This is a genomic window from Bellilinea sp. (assembly GCF_034432615.1).
Taxonomy (GTDB): Bacteria; Chloroflexota; Anaerolineae; order Anaerolineales; family Anaerolineaceae; genus Bellilinea.
The window spans coordinates 1-21,911 of the sequence record NZ_DAOUBL010000340.1 but is presented as its reverse complement, the minus strand read 5'-3'; the positions used below and the strand labels follow the sequence as shown (position 1 = coordinate 21,911).

The following is a 21,911-nucleotide window of genomic DNA, read 5'->3' as shown; positions in this document are numbered from 1 at the left end:
CCGCCGCTCGCCTTTCGTTTTTCGGTGTGGGCGGGTGATCTGCTCACTGGTAAACCGCCATCCCTTGCCAATCCGGAAAACGGTGTCATCCGCATCAGCAGCGAGGGCATTCTGCACATTGAACGGAGCGCCCCGCGCAGCCTGCGTTATCAACTGGCGCGGTTTTGTGAATGGCTGCCACCGCGCGACGAAGTCTATGTTTACCAGATCACCGCCCGCTCACTGGCGCTTGCCCGCCAGCAGGGGTTGCGCAGCGTTCACCTGCTCCATTTGCTGCGCAAGACCGCCCAGCCTCCCTTACCACCGGCCCTGCTTCAGGCCATTGAACGCTGGGAACAGTACGGCGTTCAGGTGCGCTTACAACAGGTCCTGTTGCTGCGGGTGGAAAACCCCGCCATTCTGGCTGCCCTGCGGAAAAGCCGCGTTAGCCGCCACATTCTGGAAGAAATTTCCCCCTCTGTGGTGATGATTCGCCGCTCTGCCAGAAATGCCATCCTGGCTGAACTGGCGCGGCTGGGGTATCTTGGAGCAGATGAAACAGAAGGGGTATAATGAAATCAAGTTACACCCCGCTTCTCAATCCCCAATTCTCAAAAAAAAAGAGGTGGCAATGATCGAACGTTTAGCCTGGATCCAGCAAGAGATCGAAGGTCTCAAGGAGAACGGTCTATACAACCGTATCCGTACCATTGGGTCACCACAGGGAGCATGGTTGATCGTGGATGGAAAAAAGGTGCTCAACTTCTGCTCCAACAATTACCTGGGACTGGCCAACCATCCACGTCTGGTCGAAGCAGCCCGCCAGATATTAGACCGCTACGGTGTTGGCCCGGCAGCGGTGCGCACCATCGCCGGTACCATGGAAATCCACCTCGAACTGGAAAGAAGATTGGCTGAATTCAAAAAAGTGCCCGCCGCAATCACTTTCCAATCCGGCTTTACGGCCAATCTGGCCACCATACCGGCGCTGGTCGGCAAAGAGGATATCATATTCTCGGATGAATTGAACCATGCCAGCATCATTGACGGCTGCCGGCTTTCCGGTGCGCCGATTATCCGCTACGCCCATTGTGACCCGGCCGATCTGGAACGGGTGATCCTAGAAAATCAGGGCAAGTACCGCCGCGCACTGGCAATCACCGACGGCGTGTTCAGCATGGACGGTGATATTGCTCCGCTGGATCAGATTTACCAGGTCACCAGCAAATATGGAGTTATGCTGATGGTGGACGATGCTCACGGCGAAGGTGTGATGGGCAAAGGCGGACGCGGCATCGTGGACCACTTCAACCTGCACGGCAAAGTGGATGTGGAAGTCGGCACACTTTCCAAAGCTTTTGGGGTGGTTGGCGGTGTGGTAGCCGGAGACCCGCTCATCGTGGAATGGCTGCGCCAACGCGGACGTCCGTTCCTGTTTTCCTCTGCCGTAACCCCGCCGGACGTAGCTGCTGCTATTGCCGCCGTGGATTTACTGGAAGAATCTACCGATCTGGTGGACCGGCTGTGGGAAAACGCGCGCTACTTCAAGGCCGAAATGAAACGGCTGGGCTTCGATACCGGCAAAAGCGTCACCCCCATTACGCCGATCATGCTGGGTGAAGCGCCGTTAGCCCAGCAATTCAGCCGCGAACTGTTTGAGGAGAATGTGTTTGCCATGGCAATCGGCTTCCCCACCGTGCCGCGCGGCAAAGCCCGCATCCGGGTGATGATTTCTGCCTCACACAGCCGCGATGACCTGGATCAGGGACTGGCAGCTTTTGCAAAAGTCGGCAAAAAACTGGGCGTGATCTAGTCGGCCTTTTCCAGCGCTTCGGCAGCGCGGCGCTTGACATGTGCCAGAATCGCCGCCATACCGTTCAAGCGCTGGGCGGTCAGCACGTCCTGCAGCCCCATTTGCAGATAAAATTCGGCCGGAATGGCTAAAATTTCCTCCGGCGTTGTTTCATTCAACCCTTCCATGATCACCATGGCATAGCCGCGCACGGTCGGGGATTCGGCCGGCACATCAAAAGTGAAGCTCAACCGACCGTTGACCAGTCTGGCGCTCATGCGCACCGGAGTCATACACTCCGGCACATCTTCTGCATCCGATTCCGCGTCGAAATCCGCGGGCAGGGGCGGGAAGCGCCGCGCATAATCCAGCAGCAGCTCCAGTTTCTCCCGCCCCTCACATTCGGCAAAATCGCTGACAATTTCTGCCAGCCGCGGAGGTAATTGCCCACTCACGCTGCGCCCCCTTCGCCTTTTTCAATCGGCGCACCGACCAGATTACCCCACTCCGTCCATGAGCCGTCATAATTGCGCACTTTGGGGTAGCCCAACAGGTATTTCAGCACAAACCAGGTGTGAGAGGAACGCTCACCAATCCGGCAGTAAGCAATGATGTCTTTATCCGGCGTGACGCCGCGGCTCTGGTACAGCTCACGCAGCGCTTCGGGGGATTTAAAACGTCCATCCTCATCCACCGCCTGCGCCCACGGGATATTGACCGCGCCGGGGATGTGGCCGCCGCGCTGAGCGCCTTCCTGCGGGTATCCGGGCATGTGAATCAATTCGCCCGTGTATTCTTTGGGAGAACGCACATCCACGAGGGGCAAACCGGTTTGAATGTGGCGCATCACGTCATCGCGGAAAGCGCGGATACTGGCATCCGGCTCTTTGGCGCGGTACTGGGTCGGCGGGTAGGAAGGCACTTCGGTGGTCAAGGGACGATTTTCCGCCACCCAACGGGCGCGCCCGCCGTTCATCACCTTGCGTTTTTCATGTCCATAATATTCAAACAGCCAGAAGGCGTAAACGGCAAACCAGTTGCTTTTATCCCCATAAAACACCACCGTGGTATCGTTGGAAATTCCCAGCGAGGAACACAAAGCTTCAAATTCTTCCTTTGTCAGAAAATCGCGCCGCACAGGATGCTGCAAGGTGGTGAACCAGTCCACCCGAACCGCGCCGGGGATATGGCCGGTATCGTAGAGCAGGGCATCCTCATTGGACTCAACAATTCGCACCGCCGGATCATTCAGGTGCTGGGCAACCCACTCGGTTTCAACCAGAAATTCCGGATAAGCATATTCGGCCATATTTTCCTCCAATTTAGATGATATTTATCATATATTTTACTAAAAACAACTTCAGATAGCAAGTCATTCGTAATGAAAGTAAACATCAATCACGGCGGTAAATTACCGCCGTGATTGATTCTTCGTTCAACTTATAGGAAAGTTATGGTACCGGTTCAACAGTCAGAATGATATTGGAGAAGATATCGCTTGTTGACGGACCAAGAAGGGCAAGTACAACCACAATCACTACCGCCAGACAAATACACACAATCACCGCTAAAACGATCAGCACAACGGTCAAGAGTGTGTTTCTTGGTTTGGCTGGGGCAGCCGATTGTGTCGAAATCGGCGCATTTGGGTCGTTGCCTTCCATGGCGATCAGTCCTCTTCCTCGTCTTCACGCTGACCCAGCATGGCGTTGATCTGGAACATGGCATTGATCGAGTCGCCAGCCGCTTTCAGCCAGTCCAACACCATGGTGGCGTTCTTTTCCTCTTCCACCTGCTCCTTGACGAACCAGTTAAGGAATTCCTGGCTGGCATAATCCTTATCCTCTACTGCAATGCTGTACAGCAGATTAATGCGCGCCGTAACCGACTGCTCATGGCGCAGCACTTCTTCAAAAATTTCCACCGGCGTGCCAAACTGGCTCGGTGGCGCGTCAATCGCCTGCAAAGTCACTTTGCCGTTGCGGTCATGGATGTATTCGTAGAACTTGAGCGCGTGCTCCTGTTCCTCTTTGGCTTGCAGTTTCAGCCATTTGGCAAAACCGCCCCAATTGGCTTCGTCAAAATGAGCCGACATCGCCAGATACAGATAGCCGGAATACAGCTCCAGCTTGATTTGAGTGTTCATTTCATCGAGTAAACGTTGACTGAGCATTTTATCCTCTCCTTTTTGAAACAGATGATTCTCCAAGTTTTATTATAAGCCACATTCATCCCATTCCAATCCCCCCAGTGTTATCATTCTGTAAATGAATCCCCTCGCCCGCCACACGGCTTTCTCAAAGTCAAAAACGGTCAAACCGCAGCTGGCGGGCGTTGACAGATGATCGTTCGGAATAATCCACTTTTTAGTGCTTTTGCCCCCTTCTGCACCTCCCCCAATATCGCCAACGCGATATTGGGGGAGGTGGGAGGGGGTTCGTTTCACCACAATTCAAGTTTCGGTTCAAAGCTTCAGGATCGTCAAAGAACTTTGAGAAAACCACCTACCCCGCCATTCATTCTGGCGGTGGAGTTTTGCAACACGCTCTGCGAAGCGGATCGGGTAAAATAAACGCACTATGATTAAATTGAGTCGTTGTTCAGGAGTTACCAGGCATGAGTATCGAACCCGGATTGAAAGCAGAAATCACCATAACCGTTCAGGAAAGCGATACCGCCCGCTTTTCAGCCGGTGAAGGTTTCCCGCCGGTGTTGAGCACACCGCGCTTAATCGGCTATTTGGAAAGGACGGCTCATCAAGCCCTGCTGCCCCATCTGAAAGAAAATCAGGGCAGTGTGGGCAGTTGTGTTAATGTCCGTCATCTGGCCGCCACACCGGTTGGGATGCAGGTGCGTTTCTGTGCGGAGTTGATGGAAGTGGACGGCCGCCGGCTGCGCTTTAAAGTTGAAGCGTGGGACGAGGTTGAAAAAATAGCCGAAGGCGAACACGAACGTTTTATGATTGACCGCAGTCGTTTCGACGAACGGCTCGCGGAAAAAACGCTGCGCATCCGCAAGTGAACCCTGCCCGCTTCAGGGCACAGCAAGCCGCAGGATGCCCTGACCACTGACGCTGACCAGCAGGCTACCCTGTCCGCCAAACCAGACCCCGCGAATACCCTCCACCTCCCGGCCGGTTGCCTGCGCCTGCCAGGTAATGCCCCCATCGCGACTCAACCAGACCTGTGAGGGAGTGGCGGCTGCAATCCAATCGCTGCTCAGGGGATGAACTGCAACCGACACCACCGCCTGACCATTCAAGCCAGCAACTTGCCATTCTGCGCCTGGTTGTTGCACAAAAATACCATCGCTTGTCCCGGCCAGCAACACACCGCCGGGTTCCCGGAGCAAGGCAAACACGCTGATTCCAGCCGGCAAGTCGTCTTTTACTACCATTTCGCCCTCAGTCGTCAGCGCGGCATATCCCAAAAATTCCAGGAATGCGGCCTGCCCGTTGGAAGCAACTTCAGTTTCACCTGTTTCCATTTCAAAACCGGGCCGCGGCGGAAGTTGCACCTGCCCGCTGACCGTTGCAAGATTGGCAAGACGGGTAACTTCCGCCTCCGCCAGATCAATTGCCTGCCAGACACCCTCCCCGCCGCTGTCTGCCGCCAGCCATCCATCGGGGGCCAGCGCAAGCAATCGGCCTGGGTGGCGAGCATCCCAGTCAAGGCTGTAAACCGTCCTCGATTCCATTCCCGTGTTGTACTCCTCCCAATGGATGCCCCCATCCGGCGAACGAAAAACACCCCGTCCCTGCACAGCAGCAAACCAGACCTGAGGCAAAAGCGGGTCAATCAACAGATCCGTTACGGTGGTATTGAGCAAACCCTGATTGCGCGCCGTCCAGGTTTTACCGCCATCGGTGGAACGGAATACACCATAATCCACCGTGCCGGCCAGCACTTCATTGCCGTTGAATGGATTCACCGCCACCGTGTAGATAGAATACGGCTGCAAACCGGATTTGACCCATATCTCACCGCCGTTGTCACTGCGCGCCACCCCGCGCTCGCTATCCGAGAAATTCATCATAAAGGTAGCCGCCAGCAGTTGATTTGGGTTGCGCGGATTGACCGTCAGGTCATAGATTTTTGAACCGCTTAATCCGTTGGATTGCAAGAACCAGTCATCCCCGCCGTTGAGCGTTTTGTACTCGCCGCTGCGATGCCACACTCCCAGATAGGCAATTCTGCCGCGCGGGTCAAAAGCCACCGCCCGCCCGGAAAGATCAGTAACGCCATTGCTGGCGGGCTGCCACGAACCGCCAAAATCCAGGCTGCGGTAGGCTCCGTGTTCATGGCTGGCTGCCAGCACCCGCTGCGGATTTTGCGGATCAACCGCCAGCGAATAAACCCAGTCCTGAACTGCGCTGCCGCCAATGTTTTGCAACACGGCCTGCCAGTTTTGTCCGCCGTCCGTGCTGCGATAGACCACTCCGCCCCAGGGTGATTCACTGCGGTTGACGGGCCGCACCGAAGCATAGACACGCTCAGGCTGTTGAGGATCCACCGCCAGCCCATACACAATTGCCCCGTTCATCATCCCCTGACCGATGTTGTACCAGTTCCAACCGCCGTCAACGGTTTTATAAACGCCGCCGCCATAGGTGCCGGCATACACGACATCGGCATGCTGCGGATCAACAGCCAGCCGTTGGATGTACAAATTCCCCAGCCCGCTGCTCCTTCGCCGCCACGAAAGCCCACCGTCATAACTGACAAACACACCCGCACCCCACGTACCCAGATAGACGCGGTCTTCCACCCGGCGGTCATAAGCAATGGTCACCACATCTGCACTTTCCGGACCCAGCCAGACTTCTTCCTCCATTCGGCTGATCAACGGCAAGAAGATGCGGCCGGGTTCTTCCATGGCAGTTTGGGCCTGTATTGGACGGATAAGATGCACGCATCCCAACCAGAATACCAGCATCAACCAGATGATGCACTTTTTCAGCATGGCATGATCCTCAGAATCTCAATCTTTCCACCTTTGAATTCGTTGCAATTTTCAAGCCGACTGGCGAGACTGCCCATGAATTTGTTTCTCCCCGGTTCAGGATGATGACCGGCGCATCTTTTCGTTATTTGGCAAAACCCTGTAATTGCGTTTCGAGAAATCCGCATTCTCCCAAAAACAGGATATACTCGAACCAACACCAATTTTTAGATCGGAATTTACCTTGAACCGTACGTTTGCACATTTTATAGATAATTTCATCGAGGTCACACTCGGCTCGTTGCGCCTGCTGGCAGCCAGTCCCCAATTCCACAGCAACGTTTGGGAAACAGCCCCGACCGAACCACAAGACCCCAGCGTATTCTACTCGATCCCGCCGACTCCGCCGGAGCTGCAGTTTGACTTCGTCCACCGCTGGCTGGACGGGAGAACCCATGCCCGCTTTCGCTTTCCCAGTTTCTTCCAATCCCCCCAACCGGAGAACAACATCGTTCATGGTATGGCCGACCTGCAAAGCGAGGGCGAATCCAGCGCAGCCCTGATTTTGCTGCACGGCTACCAGATGAACACCTTTGCCCCGCTCAAATGGTTTGCCGAACCGGCGGCACGCGCCGGGTTGGATGTTTACTACCTTGCCCTGCCCTATCACATGCAGCGCGCCCCGCGCGGCAGCTGGAGCGGCCAGTATGGATTGAGCGCGGATGTGCAGCGCACCATCCAATCTTTCCGGCAGGGGGTTTTGGATTTGCGGGCAATGATCAGCTGGGTGACGCAGGTGCAGAAAAAACCAGTTGCCATTGGCGGCCTGAGTCTGGGAGCGTTTACTTCATTAATGGCTGGTGTGGTGGATGACCGCCCCTTCGCTCTGGTTTCACTGTTGGGCGGGGCTTCACTGGCCAACATCATCTTCGCCGGTTTTTCCTTTCGGTTAATCCGCAAAGAATTGCAGGAAGCCGGGGTGTATCCGGTGGATCTCGAAAAATGGTGGTACATGCTCTCGCCGGGTAACTTCAAACCCGCCCTGCCACGCGAGGCGGTGTTGCTGGTTGGCGGCGAGCACGACCCGATTATCACCCCCAAAAATGTGCGCAAACTGTGGCAGGCCTGGCAAAAACCGCGTCTGTTGTGGTTCCCCTGCGGGCATGCCAGCGTTGCCTTTTACGCCCGCCCGATTGGTGAACGGGTGGCGGACTTTTTGCTCAACCGGCTGGATGCTTTGGAGCATACCAACTTAGCCGCTGCCGACAGCCCGTCCTTTATGCAGCAGACTCAAACCAGCACAAAATTAGCCGAATAAAAATTTTCCCCTTGCCTTGACCGGCAAGGGGAAAGATGTATCCATCCTTTCCGCCGATTCAGCCTTTGCCAAACATCTTGCGGATGGTCTGCTTTACGGCATGCTGTTTCTGCCGCCACGTGCCGATCACACCATAGGGCAGGAAGATGACCAGGGCAATGAAAATCAGACCGAACACCAGCGGCCAGCGTGGGCCGAACCACTGGTAGAAAAACTGACCGACAATCTGCATCAGACCGGCGCCTAAAATCGGCCCAATCAGCGTACCGATTCCGCCCAGAATGGTCATGATCAGCGCGTTGATCGTCATGATTGCTCCGGTCATGGTCGGTGTTGCGGACATATTCCACAAGGAAAAGAGTGCGCCCGCCAGACCGGCAATGATGGCAGCCGTCATAAAAGCGATGGAACGAAAGACCACCGGATTGAAGCCGATCATGCGCACCCGCGATTCGTTTTCGCGAATGGCAACAAATACCCGTCCGGCCGGCGAATCCACAATCCGCCGCATGATCAAATACATGAGCAGCGCAAACCCCAGCGCTATAAAGTAAAACAGCAATCGGTTCTGGGTCGGGTTAATCCAGGCCGGCACCGGCACACCGTGTAAACCCTCATCCGCGCCCGTCCAGCGCACGAAATCGGTTGCCTTGGAAAGGATGTGCAGCGACTCGGCCATTGCCAGCGAGATCATGGCAAAGTAAACACCCCGCACGCGTGCCGAAGCAGCGCTGAACAACAGCCCCAACAGAGTCACCACCAGCACCACCAGCAGGATTCCGACCATGAAGAGGAGCACTTCAGTGATATTTGCCCCACCGGGCAGGGTGATGCGGTAACGGCTGGAGATGGACGGCATGGCGTGGGTCAACCACAAGGCCATGGTATAGGCGCCCCCGCCAAAAAAGGCGGCATGACCAAAAGAAAGGATGCCCGTGTAACCGATCAGCAGGTCATAGCTCATGGCATATACTGCCATGATGAAGAAAGTGATCATCAGTCCCTGCCAGAAGCGACTGGGGCCGTCCGTTACGGATGTGCCGCTGAACCACGCAAACAGGAAAGGAAAGCCAGCCAGCAGCAGCAAGACCAGCACACCAACCCATTCCTGACGCAGGCGGTTGAACAGCGATGTCCGTTGAAAAGATACCGGTTGGGTTTCAGCTTTGCTCGTTTGCATGGGCTACTCCTTTCTCCCGAACAGGCCGGCCGGGCGCACCAGCAGCACAATTGCCATGATGATCACGGTCGAGGCTTCGGCAATTGCCGGAGAAAGACTGTACTTCAAAGCCAGATAATCCCCAAAGGCACGCGCCAGCCCGAGCAGCAGCGCGCCGATAGCTGCGCCGCCGTAACTGCCCATGCCGCCAATCACCACCACAATGAAGGCCTGCAGTTGGAAGGCATCTCCCATATTGGGCTGCACCGGGATGAAGGGTGCCGCGCCAATCCCGCCCAGTGCTGCCAAACCAGCCCCGAGCATGAACACCAGCGTGAACACTCGCTGGACGTTGATGCCCAACGCTTCCACCATTTGACGATCCTGCACCCCCGCCCGAATGACCATGCCGAGGCGGGTGTAGTTCATCAGCAGGGCTAAGGCGACCAGCATCAGCACCCCCAGCAGGATGATGAAAAGACGATAACTGGGAAAAGTAACACCCAGCACGTCCACGGTTACCGAGCTGGTGCGGAACCACTCGAAGATGTTTTCCGCCTTACCGGGCTGTGAAAAGAGCGGCGGGCGGCTCATCTGATAAGCCAACGGCTGCCACAGCAATTGAATGACTTCACGCAGCACATACGCCAGTCCCAGCGTAACAATCACCTGATAAATGGGGCGAACATACAAAGGCCGAATCAGGGTAATTTCAATTGCTCCGCCAATCCCCGCGCCCAACAACGCCCCCACCAGCAGGGCAGCAAAGAAACGCAGGTTGGCATCCCACATCAGTACGGCCCGCGGGGCAGCCTCACGGTAAAGGGTGGCAAGGATGGTAATCACAACCGTCACCGCGCTGCCAATCAGCGCACGCCGCACCTGATTGGGATGAACCGTACGAGTTTTGTCACCCGGCCGGGAGGTCGCCACCGCCAGCAGCGCACCGGCAATGAACATCCCCGCCGTCCGCAGCCAGAAGATGCTCAAGGCCTCCTGCGGGCTGGCTTCAGCCAGCGGGTCGGCAGCCGTCATGGCCGCCACCATAGCGGTCTTGGCCAGATCGAGGATATCCAACCCGCGAGCGGCGAAAAACACAACCAGAATTCCCGCCAGCCCCAGCAAGCCCGGCAACGATTTTTGCACGGCTTCGGGCAATTCAACTTTACCAAACAGCCAGACAAACAGAGGCGCCAGCAGCAACCCCGCCAGCAGAGCCAGAATCAGCGGAGCCAGTCCGAACAAAAACGTGGGGTTTGTAAAGAACTGCCAGCCCAGATAAGCCCCCAGCATGAACATTGCGCCATGGGCGAAATTGAGCACATCCATCAGCCCAAAGATGAGCGTCAGGCCGGCCGCAACCATAAAAAACAACGCACCCAGCGTCAGCCCGGAAAGGGTGGTACGCACAAACGCGGTTTGTCCCATGCTGGTATAACCGACAACTCCCAGAACCACCAGAATCAACACCACCCCAAGCAGAGCAGCATTATCCCGCCAAAAATTTCGCTGTATCATCCAGCACCTCCGCTGCGCACGGCCGTTCCCAGCATCCGGTGAATCAATTCTTTATCCTGCACCAGATCGGCCATCTTCCCCTGATGTACCGTTTTTCCATCGTCCAAAATGTAATAATTTTCCGCCAGCTGACTGGCCATGATGAAGTTCTGCTCCACCAGCAAAACGGTGGTAGTCGCGCTCAGGCTGCGGATGGCTTCCATCATTTGTTCAATCAAAATTGGAGCAAGGCCTTCGCTGGGTTCGTCAATTAACAACAGTTTGTTATCTGCAACCAGTGCGCGTGCCACCGCCAGCATTTGCTGCTGCCCGCCGGAAAGATGATTGCCGGGCAAACGGTAAAGCCGCTTCAAGTCCGGGAAAAGATTGAAAATAAAATCCGCTTTGCGATCCAGATCGCCTTTTTTCCGCTCGGCGATTTTCAGGTTTTCTGCCACGCTCAAATTGCGGAAAATGGCGCGGTGTTCGGGGACATAGCCAATCCCCATTGCGGCGATTTCATAGGCGGGTTTACCTTGAATTTCCACCCCATCGAAACGCACCACCCCCTCCCTTGGGGGGGTTAAGCCCAAAATGGATTTGAGCGTGGTGGTTTTTCCGGCACCGTTGCGCCCCAGCAGCACCGTAATACTGCCGCGTGGTACCTGCAGCGAAACCCCTTCCAGAATATGAAACTGACCGATGAAGGTGTGGATGGATTCCACTTCCAGAATATTCTCGCTATCCATCTTTACCCTCCAGATCAGCGGTAAGGTCGCCGTACAACTCACCCAGGTAGGCGCTCTGCACGGTTTGATTGCGAGCAATTTCCTGCGGGGTGCCTTCCGCCAGAATCTGCCCCTGATGCATCACCGTAATACGGTCTGAAATGCTCATCACCATGTCCATACGGTGTTCAACCAGCACAATGGTCTTGTCGCCATCCGCCATGATAGAATGAATGACCTCCAGCAGTGCCGGCACCTGTTCGGAGGACATGCCGGCGGTCGGTTCATCCAGCAGCAGCAATTGCGGGTCACCCGCCAGCATGATGCCCAGTTCCAGTTTACGTTTGTCGCCATGCGGCAGGTTGAGGGCAAGGTCAAATTCGCGGCCCTGCAAGCCGACCCGTTGCACCACAGCCAATGCTTTTTCCTCATACTGCCGGAAACTGCGTGCCGGCCGCAGCAAGCGGAAATTATCCTTTCCCAATGCCTGGGCAGCCAGGCGGATATTTTCCAAAACGGTCAGATGCGGAAAGATGTTGGTAATTTGGAACGAACGCCCAATACCCAGATGAGCAATGCGATGCGGCGGAAGGTTGGTGATATCCCGTCCGCGGTAAAACACCTGCCCGCGGGTGGGACGCATCATCCCGCTCAACAGATTGAAAAGGGTCGTTTTGCCCGCTCCATTCGGCCCAATGATGGAATGCAGCGTCCGCTCGCGGATCTGGATATTGACATCATCCACGGCGACCAACCCGCCAAATTCCTTGCGTAAATTTCTGGCTTCGAGGAGGATCTCCCCTTCAACGGTCATGGAAGGTCCCTTTCACGAATAAGGATAGAAGTTGGATGGGTTTGGTGACAGCCGCACTTCAACCGGCGGCTGTCACCCATTGATTGAAAGTGGGTTCTTCAGCCCGTCTCAGGGCAGTCAAACCCCAAACCCGCACTTTACGGACGCGGCAGGTTGCCGCAGCGCGATTCGTATTCGCCGGTCAACGTGCAGGGCACGGCCAGCTCATCGTACTTGGTCACATAGACTGTTTCAAAGAATTTGTAGGTTGGACGGCCCTTGTCATCCAGCGGCGGGTTGATGTCCACCAGTTTGAGGATGTTCATCGGCTGCAGGCAGACATGGTCCTCCGGGCGGATGTAGTAGGTGCCTTTCGGCCCTTCAAATTTTAACCCTTCCAGCGCCGGAATCATGGCATCTCCCGAAGCATCCCCGCCGGTTTTTTCCAGAGCAGCCGCCAGCGCCAATGCCGAGGCCATTCCGCCGGCAGTGAACAAATCGGGCGGTTCATTGTATTTTTCAAGGTGCTTTTCGGTCAGCCACTTATTAATTTCGGTATTGGCGGCGGTGTAATGATAGACATTCAAACCAATTTGCCCAACCGCGGCACCGTAAACCGCCGCGAAAGAGGCGTTATCGCCAAAGCCGGTGGCCACCTGCATTTCATCCAGTGCGCCAAGGTCAGCCAGCTGCTGGAAAAGGGTGACATAGCCGGTGCCGGCCCAGGTCAGGAACAGGCAGTCCGCGCCCGAATCCATTGCCTGCTGGATGTAGGGGGTGAAGTCGGTCGTTTCAAACGGCGCGTAGATATCGGCAACCACCTCGCCGCCGTATTGACCAACAGCGTAAGCCAGGGCTGCACCCGAACCGCGCCCAAAGGCATTATCAATGCCAATGTGGGCAAACTTGGTGCCAACATTTTCGACCAGGTACTTGGCAATCACCAGCACATCATCGTAGTTGGTGCGTGAAGTGCGGAAAACATACGGGTTGAAATACTGACCGGTGATAAACGCCGAAGCGGCCGGGTCAACCATCAGGATGATTTTGTTTTCCAGCGCAACCGTGGTCAGTGCGGCTGCCGAAGCCGAGCTGGACGGGCCCTGAATAATCTCAACCCCGTCTTTTTCGATCAGTTCGCGCGCCAGTTGAACGGCTTTTTCGGGGTTGCCTTCGTCATCTCGCACCAGCACTTCCACCGGGCGGTTGGCGATGATGTAGCGGCCGGCTTCATCCTTCTTACCGCCGGAGGCATATTCCAACCCCAGTTCAAACCCGCGGGTTTGCTGCAAACCGTACAACGCCAGCGCACCGGATAGCTGTCCGATTTGCCCAATCTTCAGCACCGGACCCAGTTCCACCACCGGTTCTTCGGTTTGCACCGGTTCGGGTGCTTTGGTCGGAGCCTGGGTGGGAGGCGCCTGGGTAGGGGCGGGCGGTTGGGTTGGTTCAACGGTGGGAGTTACCTGCTGCACACAGGCACCCAGCACCAGAGATGCCAGGATCAGCACGGTCAAAATGGTTAACAACCTTTTCATTTTCTTCTCCTTCGGATCAATTGAAATGGAAAGTTTTTAGACTACACAGAGGGTCAGTAGAACCTGTTTATTCTGCTCAATCTTTCTATCCCTGTTCACCTCCTTATGTACCAGAATTATGTTCTTTCCGGTTTGATGATAATGTCGTTCAAGCATCCATACCCTGCCTTCGAATCAGGTGCAGAAATCCCAGAATCAGAGCTTGAAGATGGTCGGTTTTTTCAGTGGCAGTGCTTATCCATATCCCGTTGGAAAGCACCAGCACCTCACCAGCCGCCGCTCCACGCAGTTCATGATACAGGTCAACCCGATTGACCCATACTGTGCTCATTTTCACTGCGCCTCAAAACCCAAGACGGTGGCTTTATTTTCACCCTCGCCGCGTTCGACAAAAACCGCCCGCAGCGGTGTTCCAATACGGATGTCTTCTGGACGATTCACATCTACTCCGAAAATCTGTGCCGGGATGCGTTCGCCTTCTTCTAACTCTACCACACCCACACAGTAGGGATTTTTGCGGTCATAACCGGCTGCCAGCATGGCGCTTGGTGCAACATATACCACCGTAAACGCTGCCAGTTTTCCCATGCCGCTAAATTCATACGCTTCCAATTCGTTCTTTTGACAATTGGGGCACCAGATGCGCGGAGGGAGAAAAACACGTCCGCAGGCTTTACAGCGCGAGCCAACCAGACGTTTTTCAGCAAGATGTTTGGCAAACTGATGGGTATATACTTCGCTCTCGCTCATCCTGTCATCTCCGCTCAAAGATGTTCACCACGCAGGTTTGACCGGTACCGCCCACATTGTGGGTCAATCCAATCGCCGGGCTGCCGGGAATCTGCCGTTCACCCGCTTCACCCCGCAGTTGATGCCAGATTTCAACCACCTGCCCGACACCCGAGGCACCTACCGGATGGCCTTTGGATTTCAGTCCGCCGGAGGAGTTAATGGGGCGCGTTCCTTTCAAGGAAGTTACCCCATCCTCGGCTGCTTTCCAACCCTCACCCGGCGCAAAGAAGCCCAAATCTTCGCTGGCAATGATTTCCGCAATTGTAAAGCAGTCATGCACCTCGACAGCCCCCACATCCTGCGGGGTAATGTTTGCCATCTCATACGCCTGCTGAGCAGCCCGGCGCGCAGCCGGCAGAGAGGTCAGCGTGGCCCTGTCATGGGTAGCGGCATCACTGGCCTGCCCGCTGCCGATGATGTAAAGTGGAGCATCGCTGAACTGACGGGCAATCTCCTCGCTCACCAGCAGCACCACTGCCGCCCCATCTGAAATGGGTGAGCAATCGTACAGGCGCAGCGGCCAGGCAATGTAGGGGTTGGCACGCGGATCGCGCAGGAATTCAAATTCGTCGTTCCATTCCGGTACCGGTAATCCTTTTCGGGCCGCGCTGGCTTTGCGGGCTTCCATAATCTCACGAATGCGCTGCCCAAACTGAGCCTTGGGATTCAAAGCGCCATGCTCATGATTTTTGTAACCCACCTGCAAAAATACCTGCGGGTCGGCGCCATATTCATGCAGGTAGGCAGTTGCCATGGCAGCATAAAGCGCCGGGAAGGTAAAACCCACTGCGGCTTCATAGACCACATCCGAGGCGGTCGCCAGCGTATCGGTCACCTTTTCGGTGGGCAGTTCACTCATCTTTTCCACCCCGCCTACCATGACCACATCATACAAACCGGAAGCCACTGCCAGCATCCCCTGCCGTAAAGCTGCCGAACCGCTGGCACACGCATCCTCCACCCGGGTTGCCGGGCGGGGCGAAAGTCCCACCCAATCCGTCATCAGTGGAGCCATGTGCGCCTGTCCTTCGAACAGATCCGCTGAATAGTTGGCAATGTAAACGGCTTCAATGTCCCGCGGGTCAAAACCGCGGTCAACCGAAGCCAGCATCTCACGATAGGCCTCAACAAAGAGATCGCGGGTTGCCATGCCGTTGTAGCAGCCAAACTTGCTCATGCCAGCGCCAATGACTGCTACACCTCGCCCAAGTTTCCTTTTTGTCATCAATCCATCTCCCTTCAGGCTCTCTTTAAGAACTGGTGGAACAAAGCGTTAAACACATCCGGTTTTTCAATGTGCGGGCTGTGGGCTGTATTTTCGATGACATGCTCCTCGAATGAACCGCCGGCGGCAGTGTACTTTTCCAGTACGGCGCGGGTTTGCTGCAGCATTGGCTGGGGTGGAGCAACCTCATCGCCGGGCCAACCGGGCACATAACCCAGCTTGCCCAAATTGGCAATATCAAAGAAAGAGGTATCGGAAACGATCAGGTCATGGCTGCCGCGCACCCACAGCACGGGCGGTTTGGGTTGAGCAGCCAGCAGGTCAGGCACATCCTGTTTGAGGTATTTCAACGACCAGCAGTTAACCGGTCCATGCACCCCCGGCGCCACAAACGGCCAGTTGGGTGAGGGGACGAAATCTCCCGGATATCGGTCCGGGCCGGTTTTTTCCATTAAGGAAGCCGTGAGGAAATCTTCTTCCCGTGCGGCACGGAAAGGTGGTACATAGTAAAAAGCATTGATGATGTTGCGCGGCGAGTTGGGATCATCGCTGCCGCGATCCTGTGCCTGAATGCGTTTGACAAACTCCTGATTGACCACCCCGCCGCCTGAACCGGCATGATCCTCGAACAGCGGCGTACCCTCTGCTCCTTTGGTCCCGCCAAACCCAAAGGGAGAAACCGGACAAATCAATGTCGCACTGAGAACACGGGCAGGAAAATCGCCAATAAAGCGATAAATGATGCCCGCTCCCATTGACCATCCGACCAGATGCGCCTTTTCCACACCCATAACGTCCATCAAAGCAGCCAGATCATCCGACCAATCGCGGTAACCGCGCGTGGAATCGATCAGCACATCTTCGGTCCAGCCGTAGCCGCGTAAATCGGGGGCAATTGCCCAAAAACCAGCCGGAAGAGCCAGCATGGTTTCCTCCCAGTAAAGGGCAGCCGAAAAATTACCGTGCAGGAAGATCACCGGCACACCAGCCGGGTCTCCACTGGTCAACACGTGCATTTTCAAACGCGGGGTCTGAATCATTTGCGAAGTTACACCCGGCAAAGGTTGAGGCATGTCCATGGTTTCCTCCTTACTTTCTAATCGGATGAAGGTTTGGTTTCTTTTTCAGGAAGTTGTGCCCCCGTTACGACCAGCCGCGGCACAATTCCCAAGCGGTGGGCTTCGTCGCGCAGCCACTCGCGAAAATCCGGGTGGGCAATCCGAATCAGCGCTTCCATGCGGTCGCGCACACAGCGCCCGCGCAGTTCTGCCACGCCGTATTCGGTCACAATCGTATCCACATCCTGGCTCGGCACGGTAACTTCTGCGCCTTCGGAAAGGATAGGCACAATGGTTGAAACCTGTCCATCTCTGGCGGTTGACCGTAAAGCAATGATGCCGCGCCCGCCGGGTGAAAGCTGCGCGCCGCGGTGCGTATCCAGCTGACCACCGGTACCGCTGAAATGACGATAACCGATGCTCTGCGAGCAGACCTGACCGAATAAATCCACCTGCAGAGCAGTGTTGACGCTGATCATGCGGTAATTTTGTCCAATCACAAAGGGATCATTGGTCACTTTGCCCTGTTGAAACTCCACTCCCAGATTGCGATCTACGAAATCATATAACTTCCGGCTGCCCAGCGCAAAAGCGCCTACCATTTTGCCTTTCCAGAGCGTTTTCCGCCGGTTGGTAACCACACCGGCCTCGTACAGGTCCACCATGCCGTCGGTGAACATCTCGGTGTGGATGCCGAGATCGCGGCGGTTCATCAAGAACGGCGTAATGGCATTGGGGATACCGCCGATTCCCAGCTGCAAAGTGGAGCCGTCCTCAATCAGGTCGGCAATATAGCCGCCGATGGCCTGTTCGGCTTCGGTGGGCGGGGCGGGCGGCAATTCAAACAACGGCACATGGTTCTCTACGACATAATCCACTTCCGAAATGTGCACCTGCGTATCGCCGAGGGTATAGGGCAGGTTTTCGTTGATTTCCAGAACGACCAGATCGGCGGCTTCCATCAACTGTTTTTCAATGACCAGTCCCAGCGAAAGCGAGAGATAACCGCGCGAATCGGGCGGGGTAGCCGTCCCCCAAAAAACATTGACCTTGCCGCCGCTTGCGAGCAGTTTGTCGGTCGAGGCGCGATGCAAATTGTTCGGAATGTAGGACATGCGGCCTTGCGGGTGAACTTTGCGATCCGGCGCGCCGTAAAACCAGTTTTCTACAAAGAAATGACCGGCCATCTCTGGATGGGTGGCATAGTCATACGCGCGCAGCGGCAGGCACACCCACACCGTTACGTCTTCCAGCCGGTCTTTGTGCTTACCCAATTCACTCAGCAAACCCGGTGGCTCCGAAGCGGCAATGGCCACCCCAATCGTCTGGTGGGATTGCACCAGCGAAACGGCTTCGGGAATGGAGATTAATTTGCTTTTATAGACTTCGTATGGATTCATATCCCTCCTGCCATCAGGGCATGATGAAAGCCGAGCCGGCCTGGTTGTAGCCCACCCCGGAGCCGACGAATGTCACCAGATCACCCGATTTGATCTTGCCCTGTTTACGCGCGTCATCAAACACCATTGGGATGCAGGCCGAACCGGTGTAGCCCCATTTGTCCATGATCCAGTGAGTTTTTTCCATGGGCAAACCAAGCGTTTCCTGCACCAGTTTGATGCTATTCAGCCGCACCTGGGTATATAGCGCCATGTCCACTGCCTGCAAGTCAAAATTGCCGTTGGCCGCCAGTTCGCGCATCCGCTTTGGCCAGCCTTCGTTGTTCACCTCCGGCGGGAAGGGGGTGATGAAGCGCACTTGCGTGCGGCCGGCCTGCACACTTTCCACCGTGGCCGGTTCGTAGGTACCGCCGGAGTAAATTCCCCAGTGTTTATGATAAGAACCATCCGCAAAGAAGGTTGAGCTGACAAATCCGGGTTTGTCCGAAACGGTCAACACCGCCGCACCGGCCCCGTCACCATAGAAGAAGGACATGACATCATTCTGCCAGTCGCACAGTTTATGCATCATGTAAGCCCCCACCACCAGCACATACTTCATCTGGTGAGAGGTGGAAAGCAAACCTGCCGCAATGTTCAAACCGGTAGGAAACGATGCGCAGGCACAACCAATGTCAAATGTGCCGGCGTTGACGGCACCCAGTTTATGCTGCACAACCACCGAGGTCGCCGGGGTAATGTAATCCGGGCTGTCCGTGCCGAGGATGATCATATCCAGATCATCTGCCTGAATACCCGCATCTTTGAGCGCTTCCTTCGCCGCTTCCACCGCCAGATCCGAGGTTACCCAGTCATCCGGCGCATACCAGCGCGTTGTAATGCCGGAAGAGGCCTCAAACTTGTCAATCACTTCGCCAAAGCGCTCGCGCATTTCGCGGTTGGGGCGCTCTATCGGTGGAAGATAATGACCTGTACCGATGATGGTTGCAAATCGAGACATACTTTTTTTCCTCCTTGGAAACTCAATAGGATTTATGTGCCGATCACGATTCCGCCATCTACGCTGATGGTTGCACCATGCACAAAACTGGCCTCATCACTTGCCAGCCAAAGGTAGGCATTGGCAATATCGCGCGGGTCGCCCAACCGGCCGAGCGGGGTTTTGGCTTTCATTCCCGCCAGAATTTCCTCGGGCATCTTCTGCACCATCTCGGTGGCAATAAAACCGGTCGCAACGGCATTGACGCGGATGTTGAAGCGCCCCAGTTCACGCGCCCAAACGCGCGTCATTCCGATCACGCCCGCTTTGGTAGCCACGTAATTGGTCTGTCCGACATTGCCGTACAACCCGACTACAGAAGAAGCGTTGAGGATTACGCCGCCGCCCTGTCGAATCATAAAAGGAGTGACCGCCTGCGCGCAGTTGAACACGCCCTTCAGGTTGATGTCAATCACCTGATCAAAGGCGCTTTCTTCCATCTGCTTGACCAGTTCACCGTCTTTGACTTTGACGAACAACGCATCCCGGGTTATACCGGCATTGTTGACGAGCACATCCACCCGACTAAAGCGGCGCACCACATCCTCAACCCAATTCTGCACCTCGGCGCGGTCAGCTACGTTAACGACATAAAAGCAGGCTGGATCGCCCAGTTCCCGAACGAGCGTCTCGCCTGCCTCACGGTTGACGTCGCAGATGACCACAATCGCCCCCTCTTCCGCAAAACGTTGCGCAGTGGCTTTACCAATCCCGGCTGCACCCCCGGTGATCAAACATACCTTGTCTTTAAGACGCATCATTCCCTCGCCTCCTGAAGTATTGATCTCCTGCCGTTGACAGGGTAATATAGCCGCCCCCTACGCAATAGAATACCGGGCAGCGGTTACAAAAGGGTTACAAAAAGAAGTTCAGGTGGTCAGCCGCCGCAGTAAATCGCGCGTTTCCAGGGATGGTTCAACCCCCAGTTCATCCCAGAGAATTTTCCAGCAGCGCTGATAGGTCTGGATGACCTGCGCCTGATTACTCTTGGCCGCATAGGCTTGCATGATCAGGCGGTAAGCCGGCTCCCAGGTGGGATCCCGCAGCAGAGCAGTGTTGCAAATTCCAATCACCTCCTCCCAACGCCCCTGAATGCTGAGCAACTCTCCCAACCGCTGAACCGCGGAAAAGTAAAGCTGGCGCAGCCGTTCACGTTCCAGGCTGCTCCAATCCTCGTAACAACATTCCTGCAGGTAATCGTTCTGGTAAAGGTCAAGCGCCTGACGCAGGGCTTCTTCCTCGGTTGAATCAGGCAGAGTCAGCCGCTCAAATTCCTCCGCATCTACGATTACCTTTGCCAGGGGGTTGATGCCGTAAAGGTTATCCTGACGGCGGATGAAGAAGGGGGCCGCCTCGCGCGGACGCTGCGGTTCGATGGCGCGGTTCAGCGCGTTCAGCGCCACTTTGAAATCGCGCACTGCCGCCTCGCCATCCAGTTCCGGCCAGAGCAGGTCAACAATTTGTTCGCGCAGCAGTCCGCGCCGCCGGTTGGTAATGAACAGCTGAAACAACTGGCGCGCCTTTTCGCGCTGCCATTCAGCGGAATGAACCCTTAGCTCACCCCGCCACACGCAAAAATCGCCTAGGGTGCGCACATACAGCGTACAGGCCGGGTGATACTCTCCCTCAAAGGCGGCTGCATTCAGCCATTTGGCGAAGTGCTCGCCTCCAATCCCCTGCCGACGGGCTGCCAGCAGCAACGGCAGCAAAGTTTGTTCATCCTTCCAGCCCAGAAAAGTCGGGCGGAAAAAGAGCGCTTCGGCATCCTGCCCCTGCTGGCGGTTGAGGATATGCTCCAATTCCGCCAGTGCCTGCGAATGCTCCCCGCCGTACCAGGCCATCCATGCCAGCCAAAGGCGGGCAGCCGTCCAGCCGAAGAGGTCACCGACCGACTCAAACCCCTGCGCGGCGCGCTCCAGCCATTGTTGGGCTACCCCAAATTGCCCGGCAAGCGCAAATGAAGCGCCCATACTGGTGCCCACCAGATTGCCAATCCACTCATCGCCGGCTTTTTCGGAGATGACCAGTGCACGGCGGGCGCAATCCTCGGCTTCCAGCAAATCCCCGCCGTAGCCCAGAACACGGGTTAGCCCCCACAGCGGCTCCACCCCCACCCGTGCCACTTTGAAAGGGTGCATCAATTCAATCGCGCGGCGGTAAAGGTCTATGGCTTTCCGACGATAGGATTCACCCCACGGTTGAACGTGGGCTACCTGCAGGGCATGCCCAAGCCGAATCAATCCGACTGCTTCCACAAATTCAGATTGCAAGCGCTTGCCAATGGCAATTCCCTCACGTGCAAAACGTTCGGCTTCCTCTGCCTCGCCCAGCATGGAACAAATTAACGAAAGCAGCAGCAGGGTCTCTCGATGGAAGCGTTGGGCGCGCTGTGCCTCGCTGCGCCTTTCTTCAGCAGCCTGATTGAGCATCAACTGGCGCGCTTCGATTAATCTACCGGTGCGCAGCAAGGCGCGTCCTTCCAGATAGACATCATTTGGACTGGTTTCGGCGCGCAGCAGTTGGGCTTCACGGTGCAGCCGACGCGCTTCATCCGGTTTGCCAAGGTTGAGTTTGTTTTCGGCCAGTTGATCCAGCAAGGCGGCCACTTCATCGCGGTATTCCTGCGGCTCCAACAGGCGCAGGGCTTCTTCC

The 21,911-nt window shown here is 55.9% G+C and carries 22 protein-coding genes; 4 read left to right on the top strand and 18 right to left on the bottom strand.

Annotation, left to right across the window (positions count from 1 at the left end; all coding sequences use genetic code 11):
* Positions 1-552, top strand: a 552-nt coding sequence (locus VAE48_RS15540; RefSeq protein ID WP_322794250.1) for a helicase-associated domain-containing protein, incomplete at its 5' end; no start/stop codon positions are given.
* 58 nt (positions 553-610) lie between these two features.
* Positions 611-1,792 (top strand): glycine C-acetyltransferase, encoded by a 1,182-nt coding sequence (locus tag VAE48_RS15535; RefSeq protein ID WP_322794249.1) that lies wholly within the window; start codon positions 611-613, stop codon positions 1,790-1,792.
* Here VAE48_RS15535 and VAE48_RS15530 read toward each other — a convergent pair.
* The 4 genes from VAE48_RS15530 to VAE48_RS15515 form a co-directional block, all read right to left on the bottom strand.
* Positions 1,789-2,226, bottom strand: coding sequence for a SufE family protein (locus VAE48_RS15530; RefSeq protein ID WP_322794248.1), 438 nt, complete (start codon positions 2,224-2,226; stop codon positions 1,789-1,791). The genes VAE48_RS15535 and VAE48_RS15530 overlap by 4 nt on opposite strands.
* A complete protein-coding gene (locus VAE48_RS15525; RefSeq protein WP_322794247.1) occupies positions 2,223-3,080 on the bottom strand; it encodes a sulfurtransferase in 858 nt (285 codons plus the stop codon). Before VAE48_RS15525 ends, VAE48_RS15530 begins: the two co-directional genes overlap by 4 nt.
* 142 nt (positions 3,081-3,222) lie before the next feature.
* Positions 3,223-3,435: a hypothetical protein gene (locus VAE48_RS15520; RefSeq protein WP_322794246.1), complete on the bottom strand. Its 213-nt coding sequence runs from the start codon at positions 3,433-3,435 to the stop codon at positions 3,223-3,225.
* Positions 3,436-3,440: 5 nt separating this feature from the next.
* Positions 3,441-3,944: a ferritin gene (locus VAE48_RS15515; protein ID WP_322794245.1), complete on the bottom strand. Its 504-nt coding sequence runs from the start codon at positions 3,942-3,944 to the stop codon at positions 3,441-3,443.
* A gap of 443 nt (positions 3,945-4,387) precedes the next feature.
* On the opposite strand from VAE48_RS15515, the gene VAE48_RS15510 reads away from it, so the two are divergent.
* Complete coding sequence (locus tag VAE48_RS15510) at positions 4,388-4,792, top strand: thioesterase family protein (protein WP_322794244.1); 405 nt, start codon at positions 4,388-4,390, stop codon at positions 4,790-4,792.
* 12 nt (positions 4,793-4,804) lie between these two features.
* Here the strand turns inward: VAE48_RS15510 and VAE48_RS15505 are convergent, their stop codons facing one another.
* Positions 4,805-6,733 carry a hypothetical protein gene (locus VAE48_RS15505; RefSeq protein WP_322794243.1) on the bottom strand — a complete coding sequence of 643 codons (1,929 nt, stop codon included), beginning with the start codon at positions 6,731-6,733 and terminating at the stop codon, positions 4,805-4,807.
* A 223-nt stretch (positions 6,734-6,956) separates the two neighbouring features.
* Here VAE48_RS15505 and VAE48_RS15500 point away from each other — a divergent pair, with 223 nt between their 5' ends.
* Positions 6,957-8,030, top strand: coding sequence for a hypothetical protein (locus VAE48_RS15500; RefSeq protein WP_322794242.1), 1,074 nt, complete (start codon positions 6,957-6,959; stop codon positions 8,028-8,030).
* 58 nt (positions 8,031-8,088) lie between these two features.
* On the opposite strand, the gene VAE48_RS15495 is transcribed toward VAE48_RS15500, so the two are convergent.
* The 13 genes from VAE48_RS15495 to VAE48_RS15435 form a co-directional block, all read right to left on the bottom strand.
* The gene (locus VAE48_RS15495; protein WP_322794241.1) at positions 8,089-9,210 is read right to left on the bottom strand and encodes a branched-chain amino acid ABC transporter permease; all 1,122 of its coding nucleotides are present in this window, start codon (positions 9,208-9,210) and stop codon (positions 8,089-8,091) included.
* 3 nt (positions 9,211-9,213) lie between these two features.
* Positions 9,214-10,707: a branched-chain amino acid ABC transporter permease gene (locus VAE48_RS15490; RefSeq protein WP_322794240.1), complete on the bottom strand. Its 1,494-nt coding sequence runs from the start codon at positions 10,705-10,707 to the stop codon at positions 9,214-9,216.
* Positions 10,704-11,435, bottom strand: a complete 732-nt coding sequence (locus VAE48_RS15485; RefSeq protein WP_322794239.1) for an ABC transporter ATP-binding protein — start codon at positions 11,433-11,435, stop codon at positions 10,704-10,706. The genes VAE48_RS15490 and VAE48_RS15485 overlap by 4 nt, the downstream gene beginning before the upstream one ends.
* Positions 11,428-12,228, bottom strand: coding sequence for an ABC transporter ATP-binding protein (locus VAE48_RS15480; RefSeq protein ID WP_322794238.1), 801 nt, complete (start codon positions 12,226-12,228; stop codon positions 11,428-11,430). Before VAE48_RS15480 ends, VAE48_RS15485 begins: the two co-directional genes overlap by 8 nt.
* Before the next feature lie 137 nt (positions 12,229-12,365).
* Positions 12,366-13,745 (bottom strand): substrate-binding domain-containing protein, encoded by a 1,380-nt coding sequence (locus VAE48_RS15475; RefSeq protein WP_322794237.1) that lies wholly within the window; start codon positions 13,743-13,745, stop codon positions 12,366-12,368.
* A gap of 148 nt (positions 13,746-13,893) precedes the next feature.
* Positions 13,894-14,076 (bottom strand): hypothetical protein, encoded by a 183-nt coding sequence (locus VAE48_RS15470; protein WP_322794236.1) that lies wholly within the window; start codon positions 14,074-14,076, stop codon positions 13,894-13,896.
* A gap of 2 nt (positions 14,077-14,078) precedes the next feature.
* Positions 14,079-14,495 (bottom strand): Zn-ribbon domain-containing OB-fold protein, encoded by a 417-nt coding sequence (locus VAE48_RS15465; RefSeq protein WP_322794235.1) that lies wholly within the window; start codon positions 14,493-14,495, stop codon positions 14,079-14,081.
* A 4-nt stretch (positions 14,496-14,499) separates the two neighbouring features.
* Positions 14,500-15,762 (bottom strand): thiolase C-terminal domain-containing protein, encoded by a 1,263-nt coding sequence (locus tag VAE48_RS15460; RefSeq protein WP_322794234.1) that lies wholly within the window; start codon positions 15,760-15,762, stop codon positions 14,500-14,502.
* Positions 15,763-15,776: 14 nt separating this feature from the next.
* A complete protein-coding gene (locus tag VAE48_RS15455; protein WP_322794233.1) occupies positions 15,777-16,841 on the bottom strand; it encodes an alpha/beta hydrolase in 1,065 nt (354 codons plus the stop codon).
* Between the two features lie 17 nt (positions 16,842-16,858).
* On the bottom strand, positions 16,859-18,220 hold the full coding sequence (locus VAE48_RS15450) for an acetyl-CoA hydrolase/transferase family protein (protein ID WP_322794232.1): 1,362 nt from the start codon (positions 18,218-18,220) through the stop codon (positions 16,859-16,861).
* A gap of 13 nt (positions 18,221-18,233) precedes the next feature.
* Complete coding sequence (locus VAE48_RS15445; protein WP_322794231.1) at positions 18,234-19,220, bottom strand: ketoacyl-ACP synthase III; 987 nt, start codon at positions 19,218-19,220, stop codon at positions 18,234-18,236.
* Between the two features lie 32 nt (positions 19,221-19,252).
* Positions 19,253-20,020 carry a beta-ketoacyl-ACP reductase gene (locus VAE48_RS15440; RefSeq protein WP_322794230.1) on the bottom strand — a complete coding sequence of 256 codons (768 nt, stop codon included), beginning with the start codon at positions 20,018-20,020 and terminating at the stop codon, positions 19,253-19,255.
* A 108-nt stretch (positions 20,021-20,128) separates the two neighbouring features.
* A partial coding sequence (locus tag VAE48_RS15435) for a BTAD domain-containing putative transcriptional regulator (RefSeq protein WP_322794229.1) occupies positions 20,129-21,911 on the bottom strand: 1,783 nt, incomplete at its 5' end.

What these genes read in the sequence shown, in the direction of transcription:
- VAE48_RS15495 (WP_322794241.1), bottom strand. Translation starts at nt 9,210, where the DNA reads ATGCAAACGAGCAAAGCTGAAACCCAACCGGTATCTTTTCAACGGACA.
- VAE48_RS15525 (WP_322794247.1), bottom strand. Translation starts at nt 3,080, where the DNA reads ATGGCCGAATATGCTTATCCGGAATTTCTGGTTGAAACCGAGTGGGTT.
- VAE48_RS15505 (WP_322794243.1), bottom strand. Translation starts at nt 6,733, where the DNA reads ATGCTGAAAAAGTGCATCATCTGGTTGATGCTGGTATTCTGGTTGGGA.
- VAE48_RS15455 (WP_322794233.1), bottom strand. Translation starts at nt 16,841, where the DNA reads ATGGACATGCCTCAACCTTTGCCGGGTGTAACTTCGCAAATGATTCAG.
- VAE48_RS15485 (WP_322794239.1), bottom strand. Translation starts at nt 11,435, where the DNA reads ATGGATAGCGAGAATATTCTGGAAGTGGAATCCATCCACACCTTCATC.
- VAE48_RS15475 (WP_322794237.1), bottom strand. Translation starts at nt 13,745, where the DNA reads ATGAAAAGGTTGTTAACCATTTTGACCGTGCTGATCCTGGCATCTCTG.
- VAE48_RS15450 (WP_322794232.1), bottom strand. Translation starts at nt 18,220, where the DNA reads ATGAATCCATACGAAGTCTATAAAAGCAAATTAATCTCCATTCCCGAA.
- VAE48_RS15480 (WP_322794238.1), bottom strand. Translation starts at nt 12,228, where the DNA reads ATGACCGTTGAAGGGGAGATCCTCCTCGAAGCCAGAAATTTACGCAAG.
- VAE48_RS15460 (WP_322794234.1), bottom strand. Translation starts at nt 15,762, where the DNA reads ATGACAAAAAGGAAACTTGGGCGAGGTGTAGCAGTCATTGGCGCTGGC.
- VAE48_RS15535 (WP_322794249.1), top strand. Translation starts at nt 611, where the DNA reads ATGATCGAACGTTTAGCCTGGATCCAGCAAGAGATCGAAGGTCTCAAG.
- VAE48_RS15470 (WP_322794236.1), bottom strand. Translation starts at nt 14,076, where the DNA reads ATGAGCACAGTATGGGTCAATCGGGTTGACCTGTATCATGAACTGCGT.
- VAE48_RS15510 (WP_322794244.1), top strand. Translation starts at nt 4,388, where the DNA reads ATGAGTATCGAACCCGGATTGAAAGCAGAAATCACCATAACCGTTCAG.
- VAE48_RS15440 (WP_322794230.1), bottom strand. Translation starts at nt 20,020, where the DNA reads ATGATGCGTCTTAAAGACAAGGTATGTTTGATCACCGGGGGTGCAGCC.
- VAE48_RS15490 (WP_322794240.1), bottom strand. Translation starts at nt 10,707, where the DNA reads ATGATACAGCGAAATTTTTGGCGGGATAATGCTGCTCTGCTTGGGGTG.
- VAE48_RS15445 (WP_322794231.1), bottom strand. Translation starts at nt 19,220, where the DNA reads ATGTCTCGATTTGCAACCATCATCGGTACAGGTCATTATCTTCCACCG.
- VAE48_RS15465 (WP_322794235.1), bottom strand. Translation starts at nt 14,495, where the DNA reads ATGAGCGAGAGCGAAGTATATACCCATCAGTTTGCCAAACATCTTGCT.
- VAE48_RS15520 (WP_322794246.1), bottom strand. Translation starts at nt 3,435, where the DNA reads ATGGAAGGCAACGACCCAAATGCGCCGATTTCGACACAATCGGCTGCC.
- VAE48_RS15515 (WP_322794245.1), bottom strand. Translation starts at nt 3,944, where the DNA reads ATGCTCAGTCAACGTTTACTCGATGAAATGAACACTCAAATCAAGCTG.